The sequence below is a fragment of the Synechococcus sp. SYN20 genome, from assembly GCF_014279555.1.
GTDB lineage: Bacteria > Cyanobacteriota > Cyanobacteriia > PCC-6307 > Cyanobiaceae > Synechococcus_C.
The window spans coordinates 1,016,444-1,038,449 of sequence record NZ_CP047959.1 but is presented as its reverse complement, the minus strand read 5'-3'; the positions used below and the strand labels follow the sequence as shown (position 1 = coordinate 1,038,449).

The following is a 22,006-nucleotide window of genomic DNA, read 5'->3' as shown; positions in this document are numbered from 1 at the left end:
TGATTAGGCCATCTGCTGTTTGGCATGCCATCACTCACGGGCAAGCACTGGGTGATCGGTGACGTGCATGGTTGTTATCAGCCTCTGCAGCGGCTACTCAGCGTTTTGCCGAAGAGTGATCACCTCGTGTTTTGCGGAGATGTCATCAACCGCGGGCCTGATACCGCGTCCACCATGCAGTTGGTTTGGTCCTTGGTCACTGCTGGACAGGCCACTTGGCTGCGAGGAAATCATGAGCAGGCACGACTCCAAACCCTCAAGGAACCTGAAGTAAGCAGTCCCAACCCATGGCTCATGCGTCTCCAACATCTCCCTACTGTGTTTTGGGGACACGGCTGGGTAGCGACCCATGCAGGATTTGATTCCAACGGTCATCCCGACCTGACCATTCGTGAGCCCTTCTGGGAGCATTACGACGGAAGCCATGGACTTGTGGTGATTGGTCATACCCCCCGACCTGATGTGGAGCGTCATGGCCGGATCGTGATGGTGGATACGGGTGCGGTGTACGGAGGAAAACTCTCGGCGTACTGCCCAGAGACTGCAGCTGTTGTGCAAGTGGAGGGAGTTCGGGAATCAACAGCTTCTCCACGAAACCTGACGGCTCCATCGCTGCAGGCAGATCGTTGTTAACGGTTTACCGCAGCAATCGCACAGAGTTTCTGGCAACGCTTCTGGCTCAAACGCTGACGCTTGACCCACCGGGTCCGTTTGAGGAGCTGGAAATTGTCGTCAATACCTGGCCCACAAGCCGATGGCTCGGCGAGCAGCTTGCCAAAGCCAACGGCATTAGCGCTCTGGTGCGTTTTCCCTTTCCTGGATCGCGCTTACGCCAGCTGGTGCGCTGCATCTTGGATCTCGATCCAACCACTGAAGATCCTTGGCGCGCAGAACGACTGGTTTGGTCTGTTTTAAAAGTGCTCCCCGCTCTTCTCGACCACCCCAGCGCTGAAAACCTGAAACTCTGGTGGGAACAACACGCAAGCGTTTCTAAACGGCTCAATCGTGATCATTGGCAACTGGCGCGCTGCCTCGCCGATGCTGTGGATGACTATGCCCTTTACCGACCACAGGAACTGAGCCAATGGATTGAGGGCCATGGAGACGCTGATCTGCCGGCCCATTTGCACTGGCAACCACAGCTCGTTCGCGCCCTTGCAGAACTTCTCCCCTGTGATCCCTTTGGTCTTCAGGTGCACAAGGCCGTTCAACGTCTGCGGGAAGGAGATGTTTCGGCCGCCGCTCTACCGCCTCGATTGCGCCTATTTGGCATCAGCAATCTCGCCCCGGTGCAGGTGGAACTCCTGCAAGGCCTCTCAGGCCTGATGGCTGTCGAGCTCTACCTACTCACGCCATGCCCAGATCTATGGCAACGCTCCGAACAAAGGCGAAGAAGCCTCGGACAAGCGTGGAACACCCCACCCGATGGGCCCTGGCTCCTGGAATCGCCAAGACTGGAAGCGATTTTGGGACGCATGGGGGCTGAGTTTCAGTTGCTTTTAGAAGGCAACGGAGACTGCTTGCTCGGCCAATGGGATCAGGGCGATCTCTTCGCCGCACCGATTCAGATCGCTGCATCCGAACAGCGGCCAGCCACGCTCTTAGAACAAGTGCAACAACAGTTGGTGGATGGAAGTGCGCCACCTCTCACCCCTGTTGATCACGACAGCTCATTGCGCTTTTTGGCCTGTGCAGGTCCGTGGCGCGAGGTCCAACTGGTTCGCGATCAGATCCTGCAATGGCTGGCCTCTGATCCAAGCCTGGAGCCACGCGATGTCTTGGTGATGACGCCGGATGTAGAGCGCTATGCCCCGCTCCTCAGCTCCGTCTTCGGTGATCATGACGCCACTGGGATCAGCATTCCCTGGCGACTCACCGACCGAAGCCAGCAGAACACCCCAGGACTGAGCCAAGGGTTTATGGCCCTTTTGAGACTGGCCAGTGAGCGCTTCACGGCATCGGGGTTAGAGGCTCTTCTGGCGAACCCAGCTCTCCAAGCGCTGCAAGGCATCACGGCCACAGATGCCGTACGTATCACCCAGTGTCTTCAGCAGACCGGCTTCCGTTGGGGGGTGGATGGCAAGGAGCGGGGAGGCGATGACACCCATAGCCTCAGCTGGTGTCTTGATCGCTGGCTGCTTGGCCTCGTGCTGCCTGCCGAGCCAGGTCTCGCTCCTGGTGGCTGTGCTCCCTTCCAAGGAGGTCTCACCATTCAGCAGCTCGAACAATGGTGGCCGCTCTTGGATGGACTAGCTCAATGGATCATTCGCCTACGTCAACCCCACAGTCCCAGCGCTTGGACCACGCAGTTAAATCATTTTCTCCAGCATCTCTACGGCGATGGAGGGGACTGGGCCTGGGAGCAACAAGCGATCGTCGAAGCACTCGACACGATGCAGCAACAGGCCTCTGCATGCACTCTTGACCTTGATCTCTCCGTTGTGGTCTCGATTCTTGATGAGGCCCTCTCCGCCGATAGCGGTCGCTTTGGACACCGCAGTGGTGCCCTCACAATCAGTGCTCTTGAGCCGATGCGGGCGATTCCCCATCGGCTGATCGTGCTGATGGGGCTTGATTCGCAAGGCTTTCCACGTCAGCGGGAACGCCCTGGCTTTCACCTTCTGGAGCAGCAACGCCGACTCGGCGATCCATCGAGCACAGATCAAGACCGTTACGTGCTGCTGGAGGCGTTGATGTCCGCGCGACAACATCTCCTGATCAGTTGGAATGCACGTGATGAACGCAAGGGCGAAGAGCTTCCCCCCGCGCCGCCGGTTCAACAATGGCTCACCTTGCTCAACGAGCAACTCACCCCCGAACAGTTCGAGCGCGTGGTGTTGGAGCAACCAGCAAATCCCTTGGATCCTCGCAATTTTCTCGTCAATCGCTCCGGCTCAGCCTTCAGCTCTGATCGTCACCACCTCGACGCCAGGCGCAATCTCGATCGCCATGATCACCGCCGTGATCACCATCGCCTGAGCGACAACTCTCTGGGCCTAGCCCACCCCCTGAGCTGGGCTCCAGATTTAACCCCCAACAGATTGGATTCAGACGGCGTTGATTTAGACGCAGTCAGTCGCTGGCTTGAGGCTCCCCAGCGCTATTGGCTCAAAGCGCGGGGATTAGACACACGGGAGTGGTCCACCCCCGTGGAAGATCTCTCAGCGCTCGAACTCGAAGAGCGGGAGCGTCAATTCCTTCTGAACCAGTCTTTTCTCAATCAGCTCGACTGGCTGGCGACCGATTCGAGCTTGATCTGGGAGCAGGCTCTTCCGGGGGAATGGACCACACAGCTACGAGGCCAAGGAATACTTCCGCCTGGAGCGGCAGGCCTACTGGCGGCCAATCGCCTCGAACAGCGCTGGCAAAACCTGCAACAAACCCTGTTGCGACTTGGCCCTTTGCACTGTGAATCGATCCGCTCCGAGTCCGAGTCACGCACCGTTCTGAGGGCTGGGGCAACCACGGTTTTAGTCAGCGCAGGTCGGCTTCAATCGCGTACCGCTCTTGGCGGCTGGTTCACCCACCTCATCCAGCAAGCGTCGGGAGTCTCTACGCCAACGGCTGTGATCTGTCGATGTAACAGCAGCACCAAAGCTGATCACTTTGAGCTTGCCCTTCACTGGCAGCCATTGGATCCAGACCGAGCTCAGGAGCTGCTCTTTTCCCTCCATGCTCTCGCAATCGCAGGAGCTGAATCCTGCTGGCCGGTCCCACCTGCCAGTGGATTGGCCAGAGCCCTCACGTTGAGCAAAAGTCTGGAACAAGCGAACCGAGCGTTTGAAAGCCGCTGGGACGGGGGATTCGCAGGCATGGGAGAGCGGGAGCGTCCAGAGATGCAGCTTTGTTTTGGCGACCACTTCGAAGCGGGCCATTTTTTAAGCGAAGCCTGCTTTGAAGACGCCTTTCATTTGTTGTATGCACCGATGCTGGAGGCGCAACGGCCATGAGCAGCCGTTTTCAACCCAATCAGTACCCCCTCAATGCCGGAGTGCGTCTCCTAGAAGCCAGTGCTGGCACGGGCAAAACCTTTGCTTTAGCCCACCTGGTCTTGCGGCTGGTGACAGAGCGAAAGCTCAACCTCAAAGAGCTTCTGGTTGTCACCTTCACAGAAGCCGCCGCTGCGGAATTGCGGGATCGGATTGGACGTCGTCTCAACGACGCCTTACAGGCCCTGCTCCAACACCAAGCCAACGACTCAGACGCGCAAAGCGACTCCCCACCCCGCGATGCAGTGTTGGAAGAATGGCTGGCACTCCATGGACAAGACCCCAACACCCGTCGCACGCTTGCCAGCAACCTGCTGGAAGCACTGGAAGGGCTTGAACGTGCCGACATCACCACCATCCATGGCTTCTGCCGGCGCAGTCTTCGCCGGCAAGCGCTTCAGAACGGCACAGCGATGGAGGTATGTCTTGAGAGTGACAGCCAGCATTTGTGCCAAGAGGTGGCTTACGACTACTGGGAACACCAGGTGCTGGCCCTGCCTGCCGACGACGTATCAGGGCTGTTGCATGCCGGCCTCTCCGCTGATCAGTTAAGCCATGCCCTAAGTCGCTTGGACAGCGATTGCGCTGTTCGGATCGCCGGTACTGAGGGAGCTCACGATCAAGAGCGTCCGCTGATCGAGTGCTTTGACCACTGGCTCCAATCGAGCTGGACAGAATTCGAAGCGCAATGGACAACCAACGGTCACGTATTAGAAACGGCCTTTCGCAACTGCGCAACGGATTGGAGAAGCCAAGGCCAAACCGATACCAAGCCCTACTCACCGAAACCAAAAAAAGATCGCGCTAGCGAACTCAGCGCCTGGATCTTACAGCTAACTGGCACGCAACAGTTACGTATCAGTTACGGCACCGTGCGCAAACAGAGCTTACTGGGTGACTACTTCCATCCCGGATGTTTCAGCAAAACAGCCCGCCGCTGCAGCGAACTCAATCCAAACCTTCCCCAGCCAACCCTGCAAAAAGCCATTGCAGCGCTGTGGGATGGCCCAGCTGAGCAGGTCTGGCGCCATGCGCTTACGCACGGACTCCACACCCTGGCCGCCCGCCGTGCGCAACAGGGCGTGATCAGCTTTTCTGGCTTACTTGATGCCCTCGATCCCAAAGCGACAGATGCTGACCCGCAACGCTGGCTGGCCCCGATTCAGCAGCGTTATCGCGTCGCTCTGATCGACGAATTTCAAGACACGGATCCACTGCAGTGGCGCCTGCTCCAGGCCTGCTTCGCAACGCCAGACCATTTATTGCTGATGGTGGGTGATCCCAAGCAAGCGATCTACCGCTTTCGAGGAGGAGATCTCAACACCTACAAACAAGCCCGACAAGCAGCTGATCAAATCGACAACCTGCTCGACAACAGGCGTACAACCCCGTCCCTGATGGAGGCGATGAACCAATGGATGGCTCCAGGCCTCACCCTGTCGAACCTCAAGGTGCCGGCTGTCACTCCCTGTGCCAGCGCCCTTCCCTTGGAGCTCCCGGACGGTGAACAGCCTCTCCAACTCATCGATCTGCAGGCCGATGACCCCGATGAACCACCCACCCGCACAGCACTCGAATCGACCATTCCGCCCGTGGTCGCTTGCCATGCCCTCCACCTCCTGGACAGCGATCCATCCCTAACCCCATCAGACCTATGCGTTCTTGTCAGCCGGCATCGACAAGCCGAGGCGGTGCGAGAGCAGCTCGCGCAACGAGGACTACCCAGCCGACTTGTGAGTCCTGGAGATGTCCTCAGCACCTCCGGCGCGACGGAGCTGCAACATCTTCTCGACGCCCTCACCACCCCTGCCGATGGCGGACGATTGCGGCGACTGGCCTGTTCTGCCTTGATGCAATGGACAAGCCGTCAGTTGCAAGACGCGGAAACCAACGGTGATCTCGATCGACTCGCAGGGCAACTTCGCAAGCTGCAGGACGACCTGCCTTTCCTGGGTTTGCTCGGTTGCTTGTCGCAACTCCTCGAGGGCCGAATGCTTGCTGATCTCTCCAGCCGCGGGCGTTTGTTAGGCGACATTCAGCAATGTGCGCGACTGGTGCAAGACGCCATGCATCGACAAGGCCTCGACCTGGGCAGCGCCGCAGATTGGCTGAGGCGACAACGCTTACAACCCATCGAACCCACCCCTGATATCAGGCAGCCCCACAGCGATTTAGCGGAAAGCGCGGTGGCTGTTGTCACCGTGCACCGCAGCAAAGGCCTGCAGTACCCCGTCGTGATCTGCCCCTATTTGTGGCAAGCACCAGCTGATGGCAAAGGCCCTCTCTGGCGAAACCCTCCCAACGATCCAGAAGGGACCTGGCAAGTGGCACTCAACCCCCATTGGGACCGAGGACACAAAGCTGCAGAACGAGACCAACACGACAGTGCAGCAGAAGCAGAACGACTGGCCTACGTGGCCTTAACGCGCGCAGAGCGCCATCTCGTGGTGTTTTGGGTCGCCGCTGCTGGACAGGATGCCAATCCTTTAGCCAGCTGGGTTGCGGAGCTGTCCAAGCTCGACAACCCCCTAACGAGTCATCACTTACCACCTAAGAACACATCCCTGCAGTTCTGGCGTCCAGCTCCGCGGCTCGAAACCTTGCAGCTGTCGGACGTTCCTCAACGCAGCCTCGACCGCAGCTGGGGTCGGAGTAGCTACTCCGCCTGGATCTCCTCTCAAAAAGGACATCACAAGCCCGCTCCTATTGATCCACGCAATCTCGAAGAGGGACGCGACATCGATGCCGTAGCCAACACCGATGCCGTGCCAGACAGCGAAGCTCTTGGCAGCCAGGTGGATTCAGCCGATCAGAATGGTCCTCTTGCAGAGTTCCCAAAAGGTCCGGGAGCTGGCGATTGTCTGCACAGAATCCTTGAAAAGGTGAGCTTTCAAGGTCCTGCAGACCAAGCTGCCAATCAGGCGGTGGTAGCGGAAGAGCTTGGACGAGCCGGAATTGACCTCGAGCATGGCGATGCCGTGATCTCAGCGCTCAAGACTGTGCTGATGGCACCTCTAGGCGGCCCTCTCCAACACTTGAGGTTGTCCGATTTGGACGCTAAACGGCGTCTTCATGAACTCAGCTTCGATCTGCCAGTTGCCCAGCAAGGCGATCCAGTGCGCTCCGCTGGTTTAGCCCATGCCTTCGAAGCAGACAGCGACCATCGTTTTGGGAAGAACTACGCAAAAAGCCTGCGCCAATTAGACATTCGCAGTCGCGGGTTTCTGACGGGATCGATCGATCTGGTGTTCACCGATGGGGATGATCCCTCCACAGCCCGGTGGTGGGTAGCGGATTGGAAAAGCAATTGGATTGGCGAACGGGACGACTCTGGCCGTGGAATCGCCTGCGGCCCTCGCCACTACAGCCAAGCCGCGATGGAGGAGCAAATGCTCGCCCATCACTATCCGCTCCAAGCCCATCTGTACCTTTTGGCCCTGGATCGCTACCTGCGCTGGAGGCTCGACGGCTACGACCCGAACCGCCACCTCGGCGGCTATGCCTATGTGTTTTTAAGGGGCATCAGCCCTGCAGGAGGCTCTGGAGTAGTCATCGAACCTGCACCTTTGACACGAATCCGCCGTCTGGACCAATGGCTTGAGGGGCTGTCGTCATGAAATCGGCAGCGACGGATGCTCTCTTTGCCCTGCAGCGTGGATTGCTCGCAACCCTGCTCCGGCGGATACCGCCGGAGCAAAGCAGTGAACCGCTGATCGAGCTTGTGCATGCACTCACCCTTGCCCTTAGCCGAGGTGACATCTCCCTTCAACTCCACGATGAAGCGGAGGCTCCAGAGGGGATCGAAAGTAAGGGCTGGCCGAAGCTTCACCGTGAAGCCTTGGTGGCGAGTGGATGGCTCGACGGTGATCAATCCGTTTTGGTTCTGAGCCACAACACGCTGTCCTGGCGTCGTTGGCATGGAGCCATGCAAGAGCTCGAACGCGAACTTCAGCGTCGCTGTTTCCAGGCTCCAATCCATGCCACACCCCACAGCGCCACATCCAGCCAGCTAGCCAAGAACAACGATCTCAGTTCGGAGCAGCGATCGGCTGTCCGTGCGATCGATCACTACGGCGTGGTTCTGCTCAGCGGCGGGCCTGGAACCGGTAAAACCAGCACGGTGTTGCACATGCTGCTCCGCGCTCTTGAACATCAACCCAAGCTTCGGGCGAGGCTGGCCGCTCCTACGGGCAAGGCCGCACGTCGGCTCCAAGACGCGATTCGCAGCCACCCCAAAACTGCATCCTTGCCCTGCACCACGCTGCATCGATTGCTGGAGGCCCGTCCTGGAGGCTTTGGCCGTCATCGACGCAACCCACTGCATGTAGACCTGCTCATCGTCGATGAAATGTCGATGGTGGACTTAGAGCTAGGCCGTGCCCTGTTGAGTGCTCTACCTCCCCATTGCCAACTGGTCCTGGTGGGAGACAGCGCTCAGCTGCCACCGATTGGTGCAGGAGCCGTTTGGCAGCATCTCCAAGAACCGGATCAAATCAGGCGCTTCAACGATGGGGCCATCACTCTCACGAAGGTTTATCGCAATCGAGGTGCCCTTGCTCAGATGAGTGCACTACTCCGTGATCAAGGCCTGAGACCGTTCTGGTCCCAACTCAGCGCGTTGCCTAAAACCTCAAACATCAGCGTTGCTTGCCCCAAAACCAAACAGATTCCTGAGGCTGTGCACGCCGCACTGATTCAGCATCTCGACCATCTCAAGGAGAGGGCAAGCGCTTTAGAGATCAACGCCCATGGACAACCCCATCAACAACAAGCCCAAGACCTTCTGAACATCCTTGACGGCTTGATGGTGCTCTGCCCGCGTCGACGCGGGCCATGGGGTGTTGATGCCGTCCATCAACGGTTGCTTGATGGCGCTGAACCGAACCGCTGGCCGTCGGGTCTACCAGTGCTTTGCAGTGAAAATCAGCCAGAACTCGGACTCGCCAATGGAGATCTAGGGGTCATGGTCGGAGAGGGGGCGCATCAACGGGCTCTTTTTCTCAGCAGCGACCCCTCTGGAGAAAGCCGGCATGCGCTTTTGCATCCAGCCCGTCTTCGGCACCTAGAGCCAGCTTTGGCACTCACCATTCACAAAGCTCAGGGATGTGAGATGGACAAAGTGCTGCTGCTCTGGCCTGCTCTCGACGATCGCCAAAGCAGCTCGCTTCTTTACACGGCCATCACCCGCGCTAAACAGCAACTGCTTTTATTTGCAGATCCAACAGCGATGGTTTTAAGCCGCACCACAGGATCTCGGCATCCTGAGGATCAAAGCAAAATCGGGAATGGGTAGGTGAGCGCGTCCGAGAGAGTGATCCGTCCTTGGGGTTGGTACGAGGATTTAGGCAGTGGCCAGGGTTACAAGCTGAAGCGTTTGCTGATTCGGCAAGGGCAACGTTTAAGCCTTCAACGCCATCAACATCGCAGCGAAAACTGGACGGTGGCCCAAGGAAGCGGGGAGCTGTTTTGCCAAGATCAATGGTTGAAGGTCTCAGCCGGAGACACGTTGCATATCCCCAAGGGAGCCATCCACCGCGCGTTCGGAGGAGAGGGGGACTTGCTGATCATTGAGGTCCAGCATGGCTCGATCCTCGAGGAAGGCGATATCGAACGCTTAGAGGACGATTTCGGCAGAGTGTTAACATAAATTTTCAACCTTTGATCGAAAGGCAAGCAATACAGCGCGGCTCAGGCCGATTGGACGTTGCAAGCCTGATTTAAAGGATTAATCAGGCAATTGCCTTTCAAGAATGACCAATACACCAGCTCAGGACTCAGGGTCCTGTTCAGTAGATCTCAGCATGTCTGAGATTTCTGAGAGCACCGCTTCTCAGACCACCGAAGAGGTTTTTACAACAGTCGTCGAGAGCGTTGAAGAACCAGAAGCTCCATCCGGATTTTCGGAATTCGGTTTCAGTGACGCACTCTTAAAAACCCTTGCTGACAAGGGCTACAAAGAACCCTCACCCATCCAAAAGGCGGCCATCCCTGAGCTCATGCTGGGGCGCGATCTCGTGGGCCAAGCGCAAACAGGCACGGGAAAAACCGCAGCTTTTGCTCTGCCTTTACTGGAGAGATTGCAAGGCGACAGCCCGCTCCCGAGCGTGCTTGTGCTGGCACCAACCCGTGAACTGGCGATGCAAGTGGCGGAAGCGTTCAAGGCTTATTCCGCTGGGCATCCCCACCTCAACGTGTTGGCGATCTACGGAGGGTCTGATTTCCGCTCCCAAATCAACGCCTTAAGACGTGGCGTTGATGTTGTGGTTGGGACTCCAGGACGCGTCATGGATCACATGCGCCAAGGAACGCTGAACACAAGCGGATTGCGCAGCCTGGTCCTAGACGAAGCAGATGAAATGCTGCGTATGGGTTTCATCGACGACGTCGAATGGATCCTCGAGCAATTACCTGAAGAACGTCAGGTCGTGCTGTTTTCAGCGACGATGCCGAACGAAATTCGCAGGCTGTCCAAGCGCTACTTGCGTGAACCTGCAGAAATCACGATCAAGACGAAGGAGAAAGAGGCGCGCAGGATCCGTCATCGCTGCATCACGATGCAGAACTCTCACAAAATCGAAGCGCTTAACCGTGTGCTTGAAGCAGTGACTGGCGAAGGCGTGATTATTTTTGCGCGGACCAAAGCCATCACACTCACGGTTGCGGAATCCCTGGAAGCCGCCGGTCACGACGTGGCTGTGCTCAACGGCGACGTGCCCCAAAACCAACGGGAACGCACCGTGGAACGCCTCCGCAAAGGAACCGTCAACATTCTGGTTGCCACCGATGTTGCAGCGCGTGGTCTCGACGTTGACCGCATCGGTCTCGTGATCAACTACGACATGCCTTTTGATAGTGAGGCTTACGTCCACCGCATCGGACGTACGGGCCGAGCTGGACGCAGCGGGGAAGCAATCCTCTTCATCACACCCAGGGAGCGCAGGTTCGTCGGCAATCTCGAACGCGCTGTGGGACAGGCCATTGAACCAATGGATATCCCTAGCAATGCCGAAATCAACCAGAGTCGTCTGGACCGACTTCGCACCCGCCTCAGCGCTGAAGCTACCAGCGAAGACAAACCTGAAGAAGAGACCGCACTGCTTCAGGAGCTCATCCAAAGAGTGGCCCAAGAGCTCGAGGTAGAGCCAGGCCAACTCACTCTGGCCGCCATGAGGTTGGCTGTTGGTGAAGGCCCACTGTTGGTCCAAGGCGATGAAAGCTGGCTGAAAGCTCCCATGCGCAACGACCGGCGCGATGACCGACGCGGAGACCGAGGCAACGACCGCGGCAGGAGACCAGAGCGTGCATCACGCCCGCCAGAAGACGACATGGAACGATTCAGAGTTGAAGTCGGTCATCGCGATCGCGTGAAACCGGGCAACCTCGTTGGCGCAATTGCCAATGAATCAGGACTGGAAGGACGCATGATTGGCCGGATTCAGATCTTTGAAACGCACAGCCTTGTAGACCTTCCCAAAGGCATGCCAGAGAACGTCTTTAATTCTCTTCGCCAGCTCAAAGTGATGAACCAGGAGCTTCAAATCCGCAAGGATTCCTAACTCTTGAATCTTCGTCTCCGGATTGTGATCAGTCTCTGCTTATCACCGATGCTGATCACAACTTCAGGATCGTTAGCGCAAGCTTCCGATGATTCAGAAGAAATCAAAAAGTTCTGCATGGCTAGCGTCTCTGCCGCAATGTCTCAAGCTGGGCTAACTCTTCCCGAAGGCATGGGTGATTTCACTTGCTCATGCTTCACCAAAGAGATGAACGGGAAAGGCATTGCTTCCATCCTGCAAGCCCAAAAATTCTGCAAAGAACGCGCTAACGAGAAGTACGGGCCTCTCCTTCAAACACAGTGACATCAATCAGAGTCAAGATGCTCTGAGCAGCACAATGTCGTTGTTGAGTCATTGTCGACCTAGCTCAAACCGCCCTTCCCCATGGCCTGAACTGATTCGTTCAGCAAACCTTTGAGTAGGGAAAAAACATGATGAGCATGGTCAGGATCTCCTGACCATGCAACAGAACAGCGAAAAAAATGAAACTTTTCGATTTTCTGTTCGAATGTTGAGAAATTGCACCAGGCAAGCCTGTAGCGTGGTGTTGCATCAGCTTCATGTTCGGCTCTGATCGGCTCGCTCCCCCAAGCTTCAGCTCTCCAGCTTCAGCATCAAGGACTTTCCTTTTCGGACCAAAACTTTTCTGATCAAATGTCCAACGGTCCCCTCAGGTAATGACCATCTACATCGGCAATCTGTCTTTCCAGGCAGAACAGGAAGATCTTCTCGATCTATTCGGTCAATACGGAGAGGTTAAGAGCGCAAGTCTTCCTCTCGATCGCGAAACAGGTCGCAAACGCGGCTTTGGCTTCGTTGAAATGGCCACAGACGAAGATGAGCAAAAAGCCATCGACGACCTCCAAAACGTGGAGTGGATGGGTCGCATGATCCGCGTCAACAAAGCAACTCCACGTGAGCGCACTGGCGGCGGTGGCGGCGGCGGCGGCGGTGGCGGCCGCGGCGGTTACGGCGGTGGCGGCAACGGCGGCGGCGGCGGCGGCGGCGGTTACGGCGGCGGCAACCGCTGGTGATCCGAATGGAGGAGACAGCTCATCGAGCCGTTTCCTCCATTTCGAGCCTGTCATCCAAAACGAAACTGCGATCCATCAATTTTTGAATGTGATCCATTGGTCTTGTCTCATCAGCAGGCAAAACAGAAGCGGCATTCCGTACTTCATCTCGATGCTTCCGCGCTAAGAAGCGATGAAAACGATTGAACGCTCTTGAACGAGTCATACAGTTCCCCGATCTCTAGTTCCGGTCTACACCGTTTCAAGAAATTTGACGCTGTTGGGCAACACAACGCTTGAATAGAGCGTCTTGCCATAGATGATGGCCGCTCCCAATCCAGCTAGGCGCATAAAGCCTGCCCTACCAAGGCTTCTGAGCCATCTTCAGCCCTACAGAAGACGGGTATGGATCGCGGTGAGCTGCTCGATCATCAACAAAGTCTTTGATTTACTTCCTCCTGTTCTGATCGGCCTGGCCGTTGATGTTGTTGTTCAACAGGATTCATCGTGGCTGGCAGCTTTGGGTGCCACAACAGTGCCAAGCCAACTCATCGTGCTTGCGCTGCTGTCCTTCCTGGTCTGGACAGCAGAATCACTTTTTGAATATCTTTACGGCGTTTTGTGGCGCAATCTTGCACAAACCACGCAACACAGCCTGAGATTAGAAGCCTATGACCATCTCCAAAAGCTTGAGATGGATTTTTTCGAGCGAGACAGCACTGGACGGCTACTCACCGTGCTTGGTGATGACATCCATCAACTCGAACGCTTTCTGGAACGTGGTGCCAACGAAATTCTGCAATTAGTGACCACCGTTCTGCTGGTCGGTAGCGCCATGGCACTCCTGGCACCAGGCGTGGCACTCTTCGCATTTGTTCCGATCCCAATCATCCTTGTGGGATCACTCAGTTTTCAACGCCGCCTCGCTCCGCGATATCGCGACGTCCGCCAAAGAGCTGGAGATCTCGCCTCCCGACTGTCTAACAATCTTGGTGGAATGCTCACCATCAAAAGCTTTGCAACTGAAGCATGGGAACTCGAACAACTTCGTACAGCGAGTAATGCCTACCAGCAGTGCAATCGTGAGGCGATTCGAATCTCTGCCGCCTTCATTCCCCTTATTCGCTTTGCGATCTTATTTGCCTTTTTAGCGATTCTTCTGATCGGAGGCATCCAAGCCTGGCAAGGACTAATCGCAGTGGGAACCTACAGCTTTCTGGTTTTCATAACCCAGCGACTGCTGTGGCCTCTAACCACCTTAGGGCGAACCCTAGATGATTACCAACGATCAATGGCCTCCACTCAGCGCGTTCTAGATCTCATCGACACACCGATTCAGATCGCCAGCGGAAACATTCGCCTCAACCCAAGTGATATCAAAGGAGACATACGCTATGAACAAGTTTGCTTTTCCTATAAAGATCGCGAACCACTGCTGAACAAGTTCGACCTAAGTATTCATGCTGGACAAACAATTGGCATTGTGGGTGCTACAGGTTCAGGTAAAAGTTCATTGGTCAAACTACTGCTGAGGCTCTATCCGCTCAGTAGCGGCAGGATTCTTCTTGACAACCATCCAATTGCATCGCTGCATCTGCAAGATCTTCGTCGCTGCATTGCACTCGTGAGTCAAGACGTTTACCTCTTCCACGGAAGCGTCGCTGAAAATATTGCCTACGGATCTTCAGAAGCATCCAAGTCGTCCATTATTTGGGCAGCAGAACAAGCCGAAGCCCTAGCCTTTATTCAAGGCCTACCTCAAGAATTTGATACGGTTGTAGGAGAGCGTGGTCAGCGTTTGTCAGGTGGTCAACGCCAACGAATCGCCTTGGCTAGAGCCATTTTAAAGAATGTGCCCGTATTGATCCTCGATGAAGCAACGGCCGCTGTTGACAATGAAACAGAGGCTGCGATTCAGCGTTCACTAATGCGCATCACCGCGAATCGGACCACACTGGTTATTGCGCATCGACTCAGCACCGTGCGGCATGCCGATCAAATCATTGTGATGGACGCTGGTCGCATTGTGGAACAGGGAACCCATGATCAACTTCTGCACAAACCAGGCGCTTACTCCGACCTCTGGCGGGTTCAAGCTGGCTTACGTAGTGACGAAGCGCTGAGCCTCTAACGCCAAAACCTTTCTTCCAAGACTTCACTGATGGCTGCTTCGCTATCCCACCTGATGCATCACCCACTGGGCATTTTTGCCCAGCTTGTTGCGATCAGCGTCTTGGTTCCACCCATCACAAGACGGTTAAGGCTTCCTGATCTTGTCGGACTCTTAGTCGCTGGCGTACTGATCGGTCCCCATGTGTTGCATTGGATCGATGCCAAAAGTGAAACGATCACCCTTCTCTCCGATATCGGAGCCATCTATCTGCTGTTCACAGTCGGGCTAGAGATCGACCTTGAAGAGTTCAACAGAGTCAAAAGACGCTCTGTGACATTTGGGGCCCTGATCTTTGTGCTCGGAGTTGGTACAGGGTTCGGGATCGGCCAGATCTTTGGCTTCCCCTTAGTACCCAGTCTCCTATTGGGAGCCCTGATGGCAACGCACACTCCGCTCGGCTATCCGATCGTGAGGAGTTACGGCGCCCAGCGTGACGAGTCCGTAATTGTGAGCGTTGGAAGCACGATTTTCACGGACATTGCAGCGCTGGTCTTGCTCGCTGTAGCCCTAGGCCTTGGCAAGGGAAATCTCACACCGAGCAGCTTTATTGCGCTGCTCATCAGCATCAGCGTGTTTGCTTGTGTCGTCGTCTTGGGCATTCGAATGATTGGGCGACATCTATGGATGCGCAACGTCATCGATGAAAACAGGGTGTTTCTGGCGGTGTTACTCACCTTGTTTGTGGCCTCCCTCGGTGCTGAACTCGCGGGGGTTGAAAAAATCGTGGGCGCTTTTTTGGCTGGGCTCGCCGTGAATTCCGTCCTTCCAGAAGGCAAGGTCAAAGAGCAGGTGATCTTTGTAGGGGGAGCCTTATTCATCCCCATTTTCTTCATTCATTTGGGACTGCTGCTCGATCTCGGCAGCATCGCCGACAGCATTAGCAACATTGAGTTCACCGCCCTAATGCTCACTGGAGCTTTGGGATGCAAGGCACTTGCTGCTGTGATCGCTGGGCGCTGGTTCCGCTACAGCCGCAATCAAATGCTGCTGATGTGGTCACTTGCCATGCCCAAGGTGGCTGCCACGCTTGCAACCGCGTTCATTGGTTTTCAGGCCGGCTTACTCGACAACACAGTTCTCAACGCCGTTCTTGCCGTAATGGTTGTGACTGCAACTCTCGGTCCAACTCTCACCACACGCTCCGTTGTGGCCCTGATGGAACCAAATGAGCGCTCCCCATACGGCACAACAGGGCTCGATGAAGATCAAGAGGTCCCCGGAGAAGTGGTACGCCGCCCTCTCAAAGTGTTGGTCCCAGTTGCCAATCCAGACACAGAGTTGAGCCTGCTGAAATTGGCCGCTCGACTCTCCCAGGGAGAAGGCGATCACAACGGACAGCTCCTGCCCCTCGCATTAGTGAGTCCAAGCCTTGAAGAGGCCCGCGGTGGCTTAAATCGAGCGCTATCAGCGGCAAGAGCCCGGCTGAATCAGGCGGCAAGCAACGGAGAGGGCCTCACAGCAACCACGCGATGTCTGTTGCGCGTGGATGATGACATCGCTGCAGGCATGAGTCGAAGCGCTTTAGAGGAGGGTGCCGATCTGCTTTTGATTGGAGCAGGACGGCCTGACCCACTGCGCAAATGGCTCCTGGGAGACCTGGTCGACGGGGTCTGCCGAACCGCGCATTGCCCAGTGGTCGTTGCCAATCTTGGCCGACGAGAACTCAATGATCTCAACCAAATCCTGGTTCCAATCAAAGATCTATCGGCGAGTGCCCGCGAACAATTTGAGCTCGCCCTTCGGCTCCTATCCACCGCACCAGACCCAAAATCCACCACCATTAGTCTTCTCCACATCCATGATCCACGCTTTAACCGACACGAACGCTCCTGGATGGAGCAGCAACTGATGAGTTGGTGTCCTCGCAACATCTCTAGCCAACAAATTCAAATCAAATTGCTGCAGGGACCAGGCATCGATTCAAAAATCCACTGGTTCAGCAAAAACCAAGATCTCGTGATCTTGCGATCACAACGACGGCGGGTCGCGGGCCTCCCCATTCCGGCTAGTGATCGCACGAGCAATTTGGTCCATCAGTTGGCCTGCCCAGCCCTAATGATCAGCGATCCCCTCAATTAATCGTGATTCACACCACACAAACTTCAACACAATCGAACTGTTGGAGGAACAGACCTAAGATTTGCAGATGAACGGCCAAAGAAGTCCGAACAGAAAATCCCTGCTCACAGCGGCAGTGCTTGGACTCTTTGGTGGATTGCTCCTATCGATACCTCTGAGTCGATCTCTCCTTCCATCAACAGAACTCCCCAAGCTGACCTCAATCAGCAACCCATTCGAAGGCTGGTCGAGCTTTGATAATGAGAACATCGTTGTTCTCGGAATGGATGCTGGAGGCGGCAATACAGACACTATTTTTATTTTAAGCATTGAGAACGGTGATACTTCAATCATTCAAGTTCCAAGAGACAGCTATATCGATTCGCGCAGCTTTGGACCAATGAAGGCCAACGCACTCCATGCCAGAGGTGGGCCAGATGCTGTTAAAACAGAATTAACACGCCTAATGGGTCGCCCCATTAATCATCATATACTCGTTAATTTAGAAGGGATCCGCACCATTAGTGATTTACTTGGGGGTCTAGAAGTTGATGTACCAAAACGCCTCTACTACCAAGATAAAAGCCAAGGATTATTGATCGATCTTCAACCAGGTCGCCAGGTCCTCAAAGGCCGTGAGCTCGAAGGGTTTCTACGCTGGCGCCATGATGGACAGGGTGATTTAGGACGACTTGACCGACAACAACTTGTGTTAAAAAGTCTCTTCAACAAACTCATCCAACCTCAACATCTGATCAGCCTGCCAGCCCTAATCACAGCAGCTGGACGTAATCTTGAAACCGATCTTGGTCCTATGGAGTTGGGCAAGTTAATCACCACTATGGGAACAACAGATCTTCAAACGAGTCGACTAAAAGCCCGTCCTTTTTATCAAAATGGGGTGAGTTATCTCGACACACAATGGCCCGGGAAGGAGACAACAAGGGGAGTCGATGCGACTGAGTCCAGCAGCAGGCGCTTCCAATTGTTGTTCTGAACGCGTCTAAAAGCTAGCACTTCCAGCATGAACGACAACCTTGTCAAACAAAGCCTGCGACTGGGAATCAGTGTCTTAATCACCTGTGCAATCGCTCAACACTTTGACCGCATCAACTTCGTTTGGTATCCGGTCTTGGCCGTAATATTCGTAGTAGATGATCAAGATGAAAACACACTCCGAGCCGCTCGGGGCAGGATTCTCGGCACGGTGACTGGGGGGTTGGTTGTTTTTTTAGTTCACACGCTTCTATCAGGCTGGATCGGAATTTTGGTCAGTCTTCTCATTACCGTTCCCTTGCTTCGGCGCCTCGGTTGGACCAGCGGTTTGTCGACTGCTGTTGTGATCACTGTGATGTTTTTAGGGATCCATGATTACACGCTATTGGATTGGAATTACGTTCTAAATAGAAGTATTGATACCCTAGTTGGTATTTGCGTAGCGTTAGTGATAAGCCATTTGCTTTGGCCTAAAGATCGCTTGAAGCGTATGGAAGAGCTCCATGAACTATTAATGGCGACACTAAATCAGCGAATGTTTCAACATATGCAAGCCCTTCAGGGACTCACACCAATGCCAGCCCCCTTGAATCCTGTTTCGCTCACGAGAAATATTTTAGAAATCCAGCGTCTGATGAATATCGAGCAACAACTGAGTCCGCGGCGTCGCGATCAGCTCACTCGGCTGCGCTGGAATCAACGCATCAGCCTTTGGCGTAGTCTTCAATCACATTGGATATTAATCGAGCGACTTCTAGATTCTTTATCCAGTAAGTACCAGCCTCTGCGATTACCTGAATTAGCGCAACAATTAGATCCAAACCATGTGATTGGTTGGAATCGATTACAACTTCATGATCAAAATCAGCTTCATCCGATTGGTCTTGCACAACAGATCCTTCTGGAGGAGGAGTGCACACGATTCCTTCGACTCGTCAGCAGTCAAAGGAGACTCAATCGCATTTTGATTCAAGGAATGCATCGATGATGGACGATATCCACCATTCCCAACGTGGACACCAGCAGCGACACTGGTTTACACGACAAGATCTACGACTAGCAGTTGTAACCGGATTAAGTGCCGGGCTTGGCCTCCTAAGCCCCATTCCCTATGGGTATTACCTACCGTTAACAACAACAGCTGTCTTATCGAGCACCTACGGCAATTCAATGAAGCTCGGCATTCAAAGGCTGCTGGGCTCACTCATGGGTGTCATTATTCTAATTATTTTTACACGTGGGCTTGAGCTTCCTCTTGCTTTAGGACTAGGTCTCGCACTTGCTATAACCAGGCTTTTTGGAGGAATCCTAGGACTGCAAGTGGGCTACAAAGTGGCTGGAAATATCATCGTGATGGGATGGCTTGTCCATGAACAGAACGCAACTGTTTGGGGTCCCATTCGCCTCTTCTGGACTGGGCTTGGCATTGTCATTTCACTGTGGGCCTCACAATCGATATGGCCCAGTCGAACAATCCCCAACTTACATGGACAATTTGCATCACTTCTTTCTTCGATCGGACAAGAATTAATAAATGAAAGTAGTCGACTCAAACAACAGTTTCCAACTGCGACTTCGCCAAAACAACAACAGGCAATCCGCATCTCCCTCCAGAAACAACTCAATGCCGCAAGACAACAACAGGTCTTGGCACAGATGGAGCTGGGTGTCAATCCTGAACAGCACCCATTGCATGGCCTTTGGTGCAGAATCGATCTTTTAACTTCACAGCTACTCACCTCTTTATGGGCCATAAAAAGCTTGACAATGCCCATTCAGAAGCCCGATCATATCAAGCAACTCCACTACAAAGAATCAGAGTTAATCGACATAATGAGCAATCAAATACTGAGAATCAGCGCAGAACTAAAAAAACCCAAAACGATCAATTGTCAAGAGTTTAATCCTCAAGCAATGCTTGAAATCAAGACTCTAACTCAAGATTATAATCAATGGCTTGAACAGACTACAGAAGGAACTTTTACCACTGATATCAAACAGATAAGCAAACAACAGGTCAGACAAATTATCCTAAGAGTGACCCTCATTGATTACATCAGATCAGCAATCGTAGAAGCGACATCTCCCCACTCCAAGTCAACTATCACAAACATTCACAGGTGAAGACTTCAAGCACTTTCAATCACAGAGAGTGAAGTCGATCTCCATATTGGAATCTGTTTGCCAACTACTCAGACTATTCACTTAAAAAATAATTGAAGATGTTGGCGATCATTGGTTGGAGCATCGTTCAGCTTACAAACAGTCTCATGGTCACCATCGATCTGGATCGCTAGCGATCAAACTCAACGAAGTTGGGCAATGGGCACCTATCACACGTGACCAATGTGCGTAAACATACCCAAAAGTCGTATTGAAGAGATTATCCGAAGCACGTGTTGAAATCCTCCCGCTGTGATCTGGTCCTAACCCGCTACCTATCCGCGATCGGATTGATTTGCGGCACCTACGCGCCTGTATCTGCCCAGACCAACGTGGCACCTCTTGATGAAGGTGGCACAACAGAACAACTTGAAAAAAGTTGGGAACGTCTCAATAACCAAGTTGACGCCATTGACACGTTGACCGGCCCAGCACCAGCGATCGAGAGCAGTGACGATCTCAGATCCCTAGAAGTGCCCAAACTGCTCATCGATGTCAATGCCCCCGCATCCGCTGAGCTGACAGATCAAGATACGGAGCCAGACCCTCTTCTTCGCCTTCCTTCTTCGGCTGACGAGCCAGCGCGCATTCTTTCTCTCACGCTTGAAAATGCTGTCACGCTTGCCTTCCGCAACAATCCTTCCCTTGGTGCTCAGCGGGATTTAATCAAGGCCCAGGCCGCCACCATTGCATCCGAATCAAGTCGCTACTGGCCAACGATCAGCATATTCGCCAATGTCGATGGATTTCAAAGCGGAACAACCACGTACAACCCCTACGGCAACAACACTTACGGGCTGGGATCACTCTTTAACCGAAAAGGTCAAACGCCCAATTTTGCTTTCACAAACGATGGAAACCAGGTCAGCGGAGCAAGCGCTGGCCCCTTCTACGTCCCATCCGGAGGGGGTCTCGGCGCTGTAATGAATGGCGTTTCCGCCGATGCGGGCCTTCAAGTCGACTACGACATTATTAATTTTGCTCGAACTCCCAGAGTTCAAGCGGCGCAAGCCCGACTCACACAACAAGAAAATCTCTATGCCGACCGGTTAAGAGTCATTCAGCTTGAAGTGAGTGAGGCCTATTACAACCTTCAACGTGCTGAGCAACTTGTACAGATTCGCGATGCAATCGTTCGTACTGATCTGGTTGTTTTGGAGGACACTCTTGATCTCAAACAAGCTGGTCTTGTTCCGAGAGTAGATCTGCTGAGACGGAGCAGCCTTCTCGCTGCAGATGAAGAAAGCTTGATCCAAGCGATGGCTGATCGTGCGGTAGCCCGACGCGAACTTTGGACTGTTCTCAACCTGTCAAGTGAGGTCACACCCAGTGCACAGGATCCCATCAGCCTCCAACCACGATGGCCCCTGAACTTAGAAAAAACTGTGTTGGCGGCTTATGACGACAATCCAGAACTCACAGCAATTCTCACCACACAACAGGCCCTCATCCGTCGCCAAGACGAAGCGGCTGCCCAGCTACTACCTCGACTCAGCCTGTTTGCAGCAGCCGGTGGCCTGGGATCCGTGGAGCGAACCTTCAATCTTGCGCCGATCGGGGGTGGATGCTGCGGAGATACTTTTCTTCCCCTCGAACAGGTGAGTGGGTACGAATGGTCGGTAGGGCTGGCTTTCAACTGGATGATTTTTGATGCCGGTGGAACGTCAAACAGAGTGAAAGCACTGCAACTTCAAGAGCAAGCAACCGCCGAACAATATGCAAACACCCGAAATGCGATTCGCTTACGCCTGGAGCGAGCTTTTTTAAACCATGAAGCCAGCTTGGCGAAATTAGTCTCAGCCAGACGAGCGGTAGGCGCCAGCAAAGAGGCCTTCCGAGACACGCAATTGCGCTATCAGACTGGGCTCAGCGATGAAATCGACCTTTCCATTACCCAGGAACAGCTCGTGAATGCCTTGGTACGACGGTTATTCGCCACTGTGGATGTGAATGTCACCTATGCACGCATGCTGCGTGAACTCTTGCCCATGCCTAAAAATCCAAACCATCCAGTTTTAACCCAATTAACTCTTAGTTTTCCTTGAAAACAGTCCTAGC

General features: G+C 54.2%; 15 protein-coding genes. 14 read left to right on the top strand and 1 reads right to left on the bottom strand.

Translation table 11 applies throughout. The features are described from left to right. Window positions 1–24: 24 nt before the first annotated feature. From SynSYN20_RS05415 to SynSYN20_RS05380, 8 genes are all read left to right on the top strand, one after another. Window positions 25–633 (top strand): metallophosphoesterase, encoded by a 609-nt coding sequence (locus SynSYN20_RS05415; RefSeq protein ID WP_186525034.1) that lies wholly within the window; start codon window positions 25–27, stop codon window positions 631–633. After that, window positions 627–3,950, top strand: a complete 3,324-nt coding sequence (locus tag SynSYN20_RS05410; protein ID WP_186525033.1) for an exodeoxyribonuclease V subunit gamma — start codon at window positions 627–629, stop codon at window positions 3,948–3,950. The genes SynSYN20_RS05415 and SynSYN20_RS05410 overlap by 7 nt, the downstream gene beginning before the upstream one ends. Continuing rightward, a complete protein-coding gene (locus tag SynSYN20_RS05405) occupies window positions 3,947–7,606 on the top strand; it encodes a UvrD-helicase domain-containing protein (protein WP_186525032.1) in 3,660 nt (1,219 codons plus the stop codon). The genes SynSYN20_RS05410 and SynSYN20_RS05405 overlap by 4 nt, the downstream gene beginning before the upstream one ends. Beyond that, the gene (locus tag SynSYN20_RS05400; protein ID WP_186525031.1) at window positions 7,603–9,282 is read left to right on the top strand and encodes an ATP-dependent RecD-like DNA helicase; all 1,680 of its coding nucleotides are present in this window, start codon (window positions 7,603–7,605) and stop codon (window positions 9,280–9,282) included. Before SynSYN20_RS05405 ends, SynSYN20_RS05400 begins: the two co-directional genes overlap by 4 nt. Beyond that, on the top strand, window positions 9,283–9,636 hold the full coding sequence (locus tag SynSYN20_RS05395; protein ID WP_186525030.1) for a phosphomannose isomerase type II C-terminal cupin domain: 354 nt from the start codon (window positions 9,283–9,285) through the stop codon (window positions 9,634–9,636). It abuts the gene before it with no gap. A 103-nt stretch (window positions 9,637–9,739) separates the two neighbouring features. After that, on the top strand, window positions 9,740–11,545 hold the full coding sequence (locus tag SynSYN20_RS05390; protein WP_186525029.1) for a DEAD/DEAH box helicase: 1,806 nt from the start codon (window positions 9,740–9,742) through the stop codon (window positions 11,543–11,545). Window positions 11,546–11,593: 48 nt separating this feature from the next. Further along, complete coding sequence (locus SynSYN20_RS05385; protein ID WP_186525028.1) at window positions 11,594–11,848, top strand: hypothetical protein; 255 nt, start codon at window positions 11,594–11,596, stop codon at window positions 11,846–11,848. 374 nt (window positions 11,849–12,222) lie between these two features. Continuing rightward, on the top strand, window positions 12,223–12,579 hold the full coding sequence (locus tag SynSYN20_RS05380; protein ID WP_186525027.1) for an RNA-binding protein: 357 nt from the start codon (window positions 12,223–12,225) through the stop codon (window positions 12,577–12,579). Window positions 12,580–12,598: 19 nt separating this feature from the next. Here the strand turns inward: SynSYN20_RS05380 and SynSYN20_RS05375 are convergent, their stop codons facing one another. Beyond that, window positions 12,599–12,784, bottom strand: a complete 186-nt coding sequence (locus SynSYN20_RS05375) for a hypothetical protein (RefSeq protein WP_186525026.1) — start codon at window positions 12,782–12,784, stop codon at window positions 12,599–12,601. Window positions 12,785–12,880: 96 nt separating this feature from the next. Between SynSYN20_RS05375 and SynSYN20_RS05370 the strand changes: the two genes are divergently transcribed. From SynSYN20_RS05370 to SynSYN20_RS05345, 6 genes are all read left to right on the top strand, one after another. Further along, window positions 12,881–14,689, top strand: coding sequence for an ABC transporter ATP-binding protein (locus SynSYN20_RS05370; RefSeq protein ID WP_186525025.1), 1,809 nt, complete (start codon window positions 12,881–12,883; stop codon window positions 14,687–14,689). 30 nt (window positions 14,690–14,719) lie between these two features. Next, on the top strand, window positions 14,720–16,810 hold the full coding sequence (locus SynSYN20_RS05365) for a cation:proton antiporter (RefSeq protein ID WP_186525024.1): 2,091 nt from the start codon (window positions 14,720–14,722) through the stop codon (window positions 16,808–16,810). A 67-nt stretch (window positions 16,811–16,877) separates the two neighbouring features. Further along, window positions 16,878–17,786, top strand: a complete 909-nt coding sequence (locus SynSYN20_RS05360; RefSeq protein WP_186525023.1) for an LCP family protein — start codon at window positions 16,878–16,880, stop codon at window positions 17,784–17,786. Window positions 17,787–17,813: 27 nt separating this feature from the next. Next, window positions 17,814–18,773, top strand: a complete 960-nt coding sequence (locus SynSYN20_RS05355; RefSeq protein WP_186525022.1) for an aromatic acid exporter family protein — start codon at window positions 17,814–17,816, stop codon at window positions 18,771–18,773. Then, complete coding sequence (locus SynSYN20_RS05350; protein ID WP_186525021.1) at window positions 18,773–19,909, top strand: FUSC family protein; 1,137 nt, start codon at window positions 18,773–18,775, stop codon at window positions 19,907–19,909. Before SynSYN20_RS05355 ends, SynSYN20_RS05350 begins: the two co-directional genes overlap by 1 nt. A 272-nt stretch (window positions 19,910–20,181) precedes the next feature. Continuing rightward, on the top strand, window positions 20,182–21,993 hold the full coding sequence (locus SynSYN20_RS05345; protein ID WP_186525020.1) for a TolC family protein: 1,812 nt from the start codon (window positions 20,182–20,184) through the stop codon (window positions 21,991–21,993). Window positions 21,994–22,006: the final 13 nt, after the last annotated feature.

Excerpts from the sequence above, each read along its gene's own strand:
- SynSYN20_RS05360 (WP_186525023.1), top strand. The coding sequence starts at position 16,878 with ATGAACGGCCAAAGAAGTCCGAACAGAAAATCCCTGCTCACAGCGGCA.
- SynSYN20_RS05355 (WP_186525022.1), top strand. The coding sequence starts at position 17,814 with ATGAACGACAACCTTGTCAAACAAAGCCTGCGACTGGGAATCAGTGTC.
- SynSYN20_RS05385 (WP_186525028.1), top strand. The coding sequence starts at position 11,594 with ATGCTGATCACAACTTCAGGATCGTTAGCGCAAGCTTCCGATGATTCA.
- SynSYN20_RS05370 (WP_186525025.1), top strand. The coding sequence starts at position 12,881 with ATGGCCGCTCCCAATCCAGCTAGGCGCATAAAGCCTGCCCTACCAAGG.
- SynSYN20_RS05405 (WP_186525032.1), top strand. The coding sequence starts at position 3,947 with ATGAGCAGCCGTTTTCAACCCAATCAGTACCCCCTCAATGCCGGAGTG.
- SynSYN20_RS05390 (WP_186525029.1), top strand. The coding sequence starts at position 9,740 with ATGACCAATACACCAGCTCAGGACTCAGGGTCCTGTTCAGTAGATCTC.
- SynSYN20_RS05400 (WP_186525031.1), top strand. The coding sequence starts at position 7,603 with ATGAAATCGGCAGCGACGGATGCTCTCTTTGCCCTGCAGCGTGGATTG.
- SynSYN20_RS05350 (WP_186525021.1), top strand. The coding sequence starts at position 18,773 with ATGGACGATATCCACCATTCCCAACGTGGACACCAGCAGCGACACTGG.
- SynSYN20_RS05415 (WP_186525034.1), top strand. The coding sequence starts at position 25 with ATGCCATCACTCACGGGCAAGCACTGGGTGATCGGTGACGTGCATGGT.
- SynSYN20_RS05365 (WP_186525024.1), top strand. The coding sequence starts at position 14,720 with ATGGCTGCTTCGCTATCCCACCTGATGCATCACCCACTGGGCATTTTT.
- SynSYN20_RS05375 (WP_186525026.1), bottom strand. The coding sequence starts at position 12,784 with ATGACTCGTTCAAGAGCGTTCAATCGTTTTCATCGCTTCTTAGCGCGG.
- SynSYN20_RS05380 (WP_186525027.1), top strand. The coding sequence starts at position 12,223 with ATGACCATCTACATCGGCAATCTGTCTTTCCAGGCAGAACAGGAAGAT.